This is a genomic window from Ezakiella sp., assembly GCF_034180565.1.
In the GTDB taxonomy this organism is placed as follows: Bacteria; Bacillota; Clostridia; order Tissierellales; family Peptoniphilaceae; genus Ezakiella.
Map to the genome: position 1 here is coordinate 23,221 of NZ_JAXFOB010000004.1, position 8,672 is coordinate 31,892.

The 8,672-nt window shown below is 33.1% G+C and carries 5 protein-coding genes and 1 rRNA gene; all 6 read left to right on the forward strand.

Features of this window, described 5'->3' with window-relative positions; genetic code table 11:
* Positions 1-14 precede the first annotated feature (14 nt).
* Entirely contained in the window at positions 15-2,243 is a 2,229-nt protein-coding gene (locus tag SPI61_RS00365; RefSeq protein ID WP_321136143.1) for a U32 family peptidase, read from the forward strand.
* Entirely contained in the window at positions 2,240-4,588 is a 2,349-nt protein-coding gene (locus SPI61_RS00370; protein ID WP_321136144.1) for an endonuclease MutS2, read from the forward strand. The genes SPI61_RS00365 and SPI61_RS00370 overlap by 4 nt, the downstream gene beginning before the upstream one ends.
* A gap of 9 nt (positions 4,589-4,597) precedes the next feature.
* Positions 4,598-6,292 (forward strand): arginine--tRNA ligase, encoded by a 1,695-nt coding sequence (gene argS / locus SPI61_RS00375; protein ID WP_321136145.1) that lies wholly within the window; start codon positions 4,598-4,600, stop codon positions 6,290-6,292.
* Entirely contained in the window at positions 6,292-7,011 is a 720-nt protein-coding gene (locus SPI61_RS00380) for a hypothetical protein (RefSeq protein WP_321136147.1), read from the forward strand. Before argS ends, SPI61_RS00380 begins: the two co-directional genes overlap by 1 nt.
* Positions 6,989-7,885 carry a hypothetical protein gene (locus SPI61_RS00385; RefSeq protein ID WP_321136148.1) on the forward strand — a complete coding sequence of 299 codons (897 nt, stop codon included), beginning with the start codon at positions 6,989-6,991 and terminating at the stop codon, positions 7,883-7,885. Before SPI61_RS00380 ends, SPI61_RS00385 begins: the two co-directional genes overlap by 23 nt.
* 294 nt (positions 7,886-8,179) lie before the next feature.
* A 16S ribosomal RNA gene (locus SPI61_RS00390) occupies positions 8,180-8,672 on the forward strand; the annotation flags it as partial.

The window sequence follows — 8,672 nt, forward strand, 5'->3', positions numbered from 1 at the left end:
AAAGATGATGGATATTGAATAAGACGGAAATTTTAAGTCCGGCGGGCGGCATAGAGGAATTCTATGCCGCCATAAATAGCGGAGCAGATGCAGTATATACCGGATTAAAATTGTACAGCGCAAGGAAAAATGCAAAAAATTTAGAAATAGATGAATTAAGAGAGATCGTTTCGTATGCTCACTTGATAGGCAAGAAGGTTTATGTAACTTTAAACACTATGCTTTTCAATGAAGAGATTGAGAATTTGATCTCTATTTTGCCTGAAATTTTTTCTTGCAATCCGGATGGCATAATTGTTCAGGATATAGGACTTTTTTCTGTTTTAAAAAAATATTCTAAAGGCGTTGAACTTCACGCGTCAACTCAAATGACGGCGGATAATTTTTATGCTGTAAAAAATCTCAAAGATGTTGGATTTGATAGAGTTGTTGTGGCTAGAGAAATGTCAATAGATGAAATTTCTCATATAAAAGAAGAATTGGAAGTTGATATTGAAGCATTTGTTCATGGCGCACTTTGCGTCTGTTATTCGGGCGAATGCTATTTTAGTTCTACAATAGGAGAGAGGTCTGCAAATCGTGGAGACTGCGCTCAACCTTGCAGAAAGAGATATAATTTAATTGTTGATGATAAGCCTATCGGGAAAAATGGGTTTTATCTTTCTATGAAAGATTTAAACACATCGTCAAATATTGAAGACATTGCAGAATATGTTGACAGTTTAAAGATTGAAGGGCGAATGAAAAATAAAGAATATGTGGCGACAGTTACGAACTTTTATTATAAAAAACTTAATGGTGAAAGGACTACAGACTCTGAAGAAAAAGAACTTGCCGACGCATTCAGCAGAGGTTTTACAAAAGGATTTATACTGGAAGAGAATAATAAATCCATGATTAATCCTGTTTCGCCAAAGCACATAGGTTCTATGGTCGGAAAGGTTATAGATTCTAAGAATAATAAGTCATATATAAAATTAGAAACGCCTCTATACAAGGATGATGGAATTACTTTTATTGATAAAGGCGGAAAGTCGGATGGGGAGAAAATAACACGTTTCTTTAAAGAAGGTTCGATATTGGAGATTAATAAAACGCTTTTGATCGGACAAAATGTGTACAGAAATTATTCATCAAAGATTTATGATAAAAATGAAAACATATCAGAGAAGCGAAAACTTCCGGTTGATATGTCTGTATTCTCAAAAATTGGAGAACCTATGAAACTAAAAGTTGTTTATCATAATCGAAGCGTGGAAGTTATGTCAGATTTTATAGTAGAAAAGTCAAATTCCTGTTCCGATGCAAGAGATATACTTAAAAAACAATTGGACAGATTAGGCGATACATTTTTTTATCTTGATAAATTTGAATTCTCCGGAGATCGTGATATATTTGTTCCGAAGTCTGTTTTAAACGATATGAGGCGCGAGGCGATTTCAAAACTTCTTGAAGAAAATCAAGCGGAATTTAAATTTACAGGGAGTAAAAGAACTTTAAAAAAGAACAAAAAGAGAGAACCTAAGATTTCTCTTTTAGTTGATTCAATATTGAATGATGATATATTGAACAGTGTTTATGAGATAAGAATCGATTACAACTCAAAGGATTTAAAAAATTTATTTGATTTTTATAGGGGAAAAGGTTTTGAACCGTGTCTGATCACTCCATCAATTTTAACAATGGATGAAGTAACTGAAATAAAAGATTTTATAAAAGAGCTGTCGGTTAAAAAGGTTATCGTTAATAATTTCGCACTTATGGATTTGGATTGTGATATTGTTGTTGGTAGTTCTCTTAATGTTGCAAACACATATGCCGTAGACTTTTACAAATCAAAAGGAATAAAAGAGTTTATTCCGTCAAGAGAGATGACGATCGGTGAAATTGATGGTGCATTTAATGATACAATTTTAAGGTTGCCATACTATACGAATACTGTTTCTATGATTACAAAAACAATTGGGGCAGATGTGATAGATGAACTTAACAGAGAAAAAAATGTTAAGATTGAAGATACAAAGAACGAAAGATTTCCGGTTAAAACGGTTCGTGGAAAATATTATATATATAACAGTAAGCCACTATTCATGGCGCGCTCGATAGATAAAATCGACGCAGATATTATTGAGATTATTTATGATAAAAATTACAGTCAAATATTGGATTATTTTTACGGGAACATAAATGATGTCAATTTTAATTATACTACAGGACACTACAACAGGGGAGTTGCAAGATGAGAGAGAAAACTTTAAAAATTTTAGAGTTCGATAAAGTTTTAAATTTAATACAGGAATATGCCGGCTCAAAAATCGGCAAAGAAAGAGTTTTAAATTTAAAGCCGTCTACCTCTATTTTGAAAATTAAAGATGCTCAAAAAAAGCTAAGTGATGCATTAGAGGTCGGAGGAGAATTTGGATATCCTGAATTTTCAACGCTTGAAGATATTAGAGGGGAAATTCATAAAGCGATGATAGGTGGAATGCTTTCAATTTCTACTCTATATGATTGTAAGAATTTGATTGAACTTTCAGGTGAGATAAAAAGATTCTATAAAGATGCAGATTTGAATAACTCTATAACTGAAATGGTTGACATTCTATATACGAATGAGGCGTTGTTTAAAGAACTTGATCAGGCAATCTATGATAGAGAAACTCTTTCTGACAATGCATCAAAAAAGTTGAAATCGCTTATAAGAAAAAAAACATCTTTAAACGACGATATAAACGCAAAGCTTAAGGAGTTTGTAACTTCCAGTGCAAATTCTAAGTATCTACAGGATGCAATTGTCACTCTAAGAGAGGGCAGATATGTAATACCTGTAAAAAGGGAATATAAGAACTTTGTAAAGGGTATTGTTCACGACGTTTCAGGAAGCGGCGGCACATATTTTATTGAGCCTCAAAAAATAGTCAACATGAACAACGAAATCAGAGTTGTTGAGAATGAAATAAGTGAAGAGAAACTCAGAATTATAAAGGATTTATCAAAGAAGGTAGGCGCTGAGTCCGAATTTTTAAAATATAATATTGAAATTTTATCAGAGCTTGATTTTATTTTTGCAAAGGCTAAATTTGGGAAAGAAAACTTCTATTCAAAACCGATTTTCAACGATGATTTCAATATAAAACTAAGAAGTGTTTTTCACCCTTTAATCGACAGCGAAAAAGTTGTAAAGACGGATGTGGATATGGATTCTGAAACTAAGGCATTAATTATAACGGGACCGAACACAGGGGGGAAAACAGTTATAATAAAAACTGTTGGAATTATTTCTCTTCTTGCTCAATCCGGATGTATGATACCGGCGGATGAAAGTTCGACAATCCCGATTTTTAAAGAGATTTTCACAGATATAGGAGATGAACAATCGATTGAGCAATCGTTGTCAACTTTCTCATCTCATATGATTAATATAGTTGACATACTCAAACAAGAGCCGGATGAAGCACTGTATCTTTTTGACGAATTGGGAGCGGGCACGGACCCGACAGAAGGCGCAGCTCTTGCAATGAGTATAATTGATATTTTAAAAGAGAATAAAATTAAACTTATAGCATCAACGCACTATGCGGAACTTAAAGTCTATGCTCTTAATACTCCGAATGTTATAAACGGAAGTATGCAGTTTAATATTGAATCGTTAAAACCTACGTACAAACTTATTCTTGGAATTCCGGGAAAAAGTAATGCATTTGAAATTTCGAAAAAGCTTGGACTTGATGAATTATATATAAATAAAGCAAAGTCATTTGTCGATGACACGACTTTACAATTTGAATCTGTTCTTGAAGAGATTGAAGCTACTCGTGAAAAGATTTCTGACTACAAAGAAGAACATGAAGCTTTACTTAGCGATGCTGAGAAAATCAGGAAGAGAGCAGACGATTACTATAATAAAGAAAAAGAAAAAGCCGACAAACTCTACGAAAAGGCTAGAAGAGAATCCAAAGAGATTTATGACAAAGCAAAATCTGATTATGAAGATATTATAAAAGATGCAAATAAGCTCATAAACAATATCGACAAATCTAGCGCCAGAAAGATTCAGGAAACAAGGGATAAACTTAGAGAAAATATTAATAATCTTTCCGAGGATAAAACTAAAAGGAAAGTAAAAAAAGTCAAAAAAGAAGAATTGATTCCTGGTCAAAGTGTGAGAATCGTTTCTCTTGATCAAGTTGGAGAAATCATAACACTGCCAAACGAAAACGGGGATTTGCAGGTTCAAGTTGGAATTTTAAAAGTAAATTCAAACATTGATGATATAGAACTCACTGAAAATGCTACAAAAAAGAATGTCGAGAGAAAGAGATATAGGATTGAAAAATCAAAGTATATAAAGCCGGAAATAGATTTGCGCGGTGTTGACACTGAAGAGCTTTATGATAAACTCGACAAATATATTGATGACGCTTTTATTGCAGGACTTAAAGAAATAACTATAGTTCATGGAAAGGGCGAAGGAATTCTAAGAAAGGCCACAGAAGAACTATTGAAGAAAAATTCTCACGTTGAAAGTTTCAGACTTGGAAAAGTTGGAGAAGGAGATACGGGAGTTACGGTTGTAAATTTAAAATAAGGAGGATTTATGAATTACAAAGAAAAACTAATTGAAATTTTAAAGAAAGAAATAGACTTACCTGAGGAAGAATTAGATAGACTTATTGAAATTCCATCAGATTCAACACTTGGAGACTATGCTCTTCCATGTTTTGCTTTTGCAAAAACTTTAAGAAAAGCACCTCAAATGATATCTCAAGACTTAAAATCGAAACTCGTTATAGAGCCGTATTTTGAAAGAGTTGAAGCGGTTGGACCATATCTAAACTTTTTTATATCGAAGTCTTCTCTTTTAAGATCTCTTAAAGAAAAGATTGAGACTGAAAAGGAAGAATTTGGAAAAAGCGATATGGGACAAAATAGAAATGTTGTTATTGACTACAGCTCGACAAATATTGCAAAACCGTTCCACATCGGACATATAAGAAGTACGCTTATCGGAAACTCGATTTATAGAATTGCGAACAGACTTGGATTTAAGGCTGTGGGAGTAAATCACTTGGGCGACTATGGTACTCAATTTGGAATGCTTATTGCTGCATACAAAAAATGGGGAAACAAAGAAGAAATTGAGAAAAATCCAATTGACGAGTTCTTGAAATTGTATGTCAGGATGAATAAAGAGATCGAAGAAGATCCTGAAAAGCGTGAAGAAGCACATTATTGGTTTAAAAAGCTGGAAGAAGAAGACGAGGAAGCTCAAAAGATTTGGAAGTGGATGAGAGATTTGAGTTTGTTTGAATTTAACAAAGTTTATGACAGACTTAAAATTGAGTTTGATTCTTATAATGGGGAAGCTTTCTATCAAGATAAAATCGGTGCAGTTATTGAAGAACTTTCTGAAAAGAATCTCTTAAAAGAATCTGACGGTTGCGAAATAATTGATTTGGAAAAATACAATCTAACGCCGTTAATAATTACAAAATCAAACGGCACATCCACATACGCGACAAGAGATATTGCGGCTGCAGAATATAGAAAGAAAACATATGATTTTTATAAAAATATCTATGTTGTTGCAACCGAGCAAAATCTCCATTTCAAACAATTGTTTCAAACTTTGGAACTGATGGGTTATGAGTGGGCAAAGGATTGTGTTCATGTAGGTTTTGGAATGGTGAGCGTTGAAGACGGTGCTCTTTCTACAAGAAAAGGAAAGGTTTTATATCTTGAAGATGTGTTAAATAAAGCTGAAGAAAAGACTCTTGAAATTATAAAAGAAAGAAATCCGGAACTTGAAAACAAAGAAGAAATCGCATCAAAAGTCGGGATCGGAGCAATCAAGTTTCAAGAATTGTACAATCAAAGAATCAAAGACTATGTTTTCAATTGGGATAAGACTCTATCGTTTGAAGGAGAAACCGGACCATATGTTCAATACACATATGCAAGAGCTAACAGCGTAATAGAAAAGTCAGGAGTAACACCGAAGATTTCAGACATAAAAGAAGAGTTAATGAACGAACAGGAACTTCAACTTTTCAAAAAGATATATCAAATTCCGGATGTAATAAAAGATGCATTTGAAAAATATGAGCCGTATTTAATTTCTAGAAAATTAATGGATGTTGTAAAGGATTTCAATAGATACTATTACAACAATCAAATAATAAGTGACGATATTGAGCTAACAAAGCACAGATTAGGAATTGCATTTTTAATTAAAACTGTAATTAAATCACAACTTTCGCTTCTAGGAATAGAAACTGTGGAGAAGATGTAATGAAGGACACCGTTATAGTTGCCAAAAGAGCCTTTATTGATACAACGAGAGCCATTATGAGTGGTGGTTGGGTTTTTATTCCTGTTTATATTGCGCTGAGCTTCCTGTTTTCACTCATAAATTCGAGTCTTGGTATTTTATCGATGTTTGGAGGCTTTCTCGCATATATAGTTTTGATTTTCGAAAAAAGTATCTATGCAAGAGCGCTTAATGATCTGACTTTAACGGACAAGATTTCGTACAAGAATTTTTCATATAATTTTGGAAGCTATTTCTATAATATTATGAACACATATTTTATTATTTATATAGTAAAATTCGTTGTGAACCTTTTCGTATATAAACTTATAAATCTTAACAATGAAATCTTGCATTATTCAACTTTAGCGTTATTTATCATTGAGAACATTATATTCTCTCCGATTTTTGAAACAACATATGTTGAAAACATCGGGGGAACTTCAGCTTTTAGAAGAGCTATAGATTTTATGAAGGAGAATTGGTTTCCGTGGCTTATATTAAATATTCCATATTTAATGATGTTATATGTAGAAACAATTTTTTCATCGAAAATTATAGGAATGAATATAGTGTTAAAAGTTTTAATGTATGTTGTACCTCCTCTATATTTGATTTTTAGAGGCAAACTATACTATTTACTTGCAAATAGCAACAAAAGAAAAAGGAAGTTTATGAATGAATACTATAAAACAAATTAAAGATGAATATAAAAAATTTTTTGAAGAAATAGTATTTATAGAACTTAGAACAAATGATGAGGCATTTAGCTTTATTGATAAAAACACAGTTGTCCCGGTATATATTCCAACATTAGAAAAAGACAAAGAATCACAAAGTATAAATATATCTATGAGTGATGTAGTCTTCGGAATAGGGCTTCTTTCATATGAAAAAACAACAAAAAGTCTTTTGGAGTTTTTGGAAAGCTGTTTAAAAAATTCAAAAGATTTTATTAATCAGATTGAATATAAGAAAGAAATAGATCCGCTTGCGAACTATTTTTATTTAAACGGACTTAATAAAATGCTTCAAGAAATTGAGGCAGATGAAGAAATAATATGCGAAAACTTGAGACTCTTTAGTATAAATGAGAGATTCATATTAGAAAATTATGAAATTGAAAATGTGGATGAGATTCTAATAGAATATAGAAAACACTTAAGTTATCTATATGAAAAAACCAAAGATGGAAAATACATCTATTATCTAGGAAAAAGCTATGAAGCGGATGGAGATACATTGCGGGCCAGACTCTTATACACAAAAGGTCTTGAGGAGTCAAATAAAAACAGTGATGATTGGGAAGAAATAAAAGACGCAATCGATAATGCATATAAAACAATTTTTGATAAGTCTGAGATGGAAAGAGCGGCATACCTATTAAGTTACAATAAGTATGAAGAGGCAATTGAGATTATCGACAAGTTACCTGAATCTATAGATAGAACAAAGCTTAAAATCAATGCTCTATATAATATGGGAGATAACGAACAAATTATAAAAGAAATTGATAGATTTGAAGAAATTTACGGTATCGATATGGAACTTGAAGAAATAAAAAAATTAATTTAGAAAAATGCATAAAAACACTTGACAAGCTTTTTTATTTATGCTAAGATATAAAAGTTGTCTGGAGAGACAAAAAGCACTTTAAAAAGTTTTTAAAAAAATTATAAAAAAACATTAAAAAAGTGTTGACAAGGTTAAATCGATATGATATAATAACTATTGTCAGCTCGAGAGAGCGAAGAACCTAAATAATGAAATAATGTAAAAAGTAGACAAGAATCTAACTACAAAGTTAATTCAAAAGTGGAAGCAAAAACCACTATAAAAAAGCATATACTAAGAGCTTGGCTCAAACTTTTACTTGAGAGTTTGATCCTGGCTCAGGACGAACGCTGGCGGCGTGCTTAACACATGCAAGTCGAACGATGAAGAAAAGAATTGAAGCTTCGGCAGAAATTCATTTCGGATTAGTGGCAGACGGGTGAGTAACGCGTGAGCAACCTACCTCTTACAAAGGGATAGCCTCGGGAAACCGGGATTAATACCATATAACATTGCGACGAAGCATTTCGATGCAATCAAAGCTACGGCGGTAAGAGATGGGCTCGCGTCCCATTAACCGGATGGTGAGGTAACGGCTCACCATAGTGACGATGGGTAACCGGCCTGAGAGGGTGAACGGTCACACTGGAACTGAGACACGGTCCAGACTCCTACGGGAGGCAGCAGTGGGGAATATTGCACAATGGAGGGAACTCTGATGCAGCGACGCCGCGTGAGTGAAGAAGGGATTCGTCTCGTAAAACTCTGTACTATGGGAAGAAAAGGACTGTACCATAGAAGAAAGCTC

Bases quoted from the DNA above. Each gene is read 5' to 3' on its own strand.
- SPI61_RS00370 (WP_321136144.1), top strand. From the start codon at position 2,240: ATGAGAGAGAAAACTTTAAAAATTTTAGAGTTCGATAAAGTTTTAAAT.
- argS (WP_321136145.1), top strand. From the start codon at position 4,598: ATGAATTACAAAGAAAAACTAATTGAAATTTTAAAGAAAGAAATAGAC.
- SPI61_RS00380 (WP_321136147.1), top strand. From the start codon at position 6,292: ATGAAGGACACCGTTATAGTTGCCAAAAGAGCCTTTATTGATACAACG.
- SPI61_RS00385 (WP_321136148.1), top strand. From the start codon at position 6,989: ATGAATACTATAAAACAAATTAAAGATGAATATAAAAAATTTTTTGAA.